The sequence below is a fragment of the Streptomyces sp. NPDC005722 genome (assembly GCF_040630935.1).
GTDB lineage: Bacteria > Actinomycetota > Actinomycetes > Streptomycetales > Streptomycetaceae > Actinacidiphila.
On sequence record NZ_JBEXYN010000106.1, the window covers coordinates 1 to 1167 of the forward strand.

Below are 1167 nucleotides of genomic sequence, written 5' to 3' on the forward strand. Positions count from 1 at the left end.
TTAAGGCTCCCAGTAGACGACTGGGTTGATAGGCCGGATGTGGAAGCCCAGTAATGGGTGGAGCTGACCGGTACTAATAAGCCGAGGGCTTGTCCTCAGATGCTCGCGTCCACTGTTTGGTTCCCGGGTTGCGAACGGTCGCACCGGTTGAACCAGTCACTTAACTGAAAAGTGTGCTTGTTCGCCTAACACCCGATGGTGTTTCGGTGGTCATAGCGTTAGGGAAACGCCCGGTTACATTTCGAACCCGGAAGCTAAGCCTTTCAGCGCCGATGGTACTGCAGGGGGGACCCTGTGGGAGAGTAGGACGCCGCCGAACAATCTTTATGGACCCTCGGTCCTGGCCAAAGCGCTGGGACCGAGGGTCTTTTTGTTTTTGGCGTGGTGCGCAACTCGCGGACTGGTACGAGAGACTGGCACTACAGCAGTACGAACGACAGGAGTCACGTCGATGTCCAACTCGCCCGAGGAACGGCCGGATCGGCCTGAGCGGCGCGCTCCGCGCCAGGGCGGCGACCGGGGTGGATACCGCAGCGGCGGCCCCCGGCGCGAAGGCGACCGAGCCGGCGGCGGCGGTTACCGCCGTCCCGACGACCGTCCGCGCGGACGGTACGAGGACCGGGGTCGCGATGACCGGCGTGACGATCGCGGTGGGTTCCGTCGTGACGACCGCCCGCGTACCGACCGTCCCCGCGATGAGCGTCCCCGTGACGACCGGCGGGATGACCGCCGTGATGACCGTGGTGGGTTCCGTCGTGACGACCGCCCGCGTACCGACCGTCCTCGTGAGGATCGTCCGCGCGATGACCGGCGTGACGATCGTGGTGGGTTCCGTCGTGATGACCGGCCGCGTTACGACCGTCCTCGTGAGGATCGTCCGCGTGACGACCGCGGTGGTTACCGTCGTGACGACCGCCCGCGTACCGACCGTCCCCGTGACGACCGCCCGCGTACCGACCGTCCTCGTGAGGATCGTCCGCGCGATGACCGGCGTGATGACCGTGGTGGGTTCCGTCGTGACGACCGGCCGCGCTACGACCGTCCCCGTGAGGATCGTCCGCGCGATGACCGCCGTGATGACCGTGGTGGGTTCCGTCGTGACGACCGGCCCCGTTACGACCGTCCCCGTGAGGATCGTCCGCGCGATGACCGGCGTGATGACCGTGG

General features: G+C 66.2%; 2 rRNA genes and 1 pseudogene. All 3 read left to right on the forward strand.

From position 1 onward, the window contains the following. Nucleotides 1-97, forward strand: a 23S ribosomal RNA gene (locus ABZ479_RS41540); the annotation flags it as partial. 105 nt (nucleotides 98-202) lie between these two features. Beyond that, nucleotides 203-319, forward strand: a 5S ribosomal RNA gene (rrf, locus tag ABZ479_RS41545). 7 nt (nucleotides 320-326) lie between these two features. Then, a pseudogene (locus ABZ479_RS41550) lies at nucleotides 327-1167 on the forward strand (hypothetical protein); the annotation flags it as partial.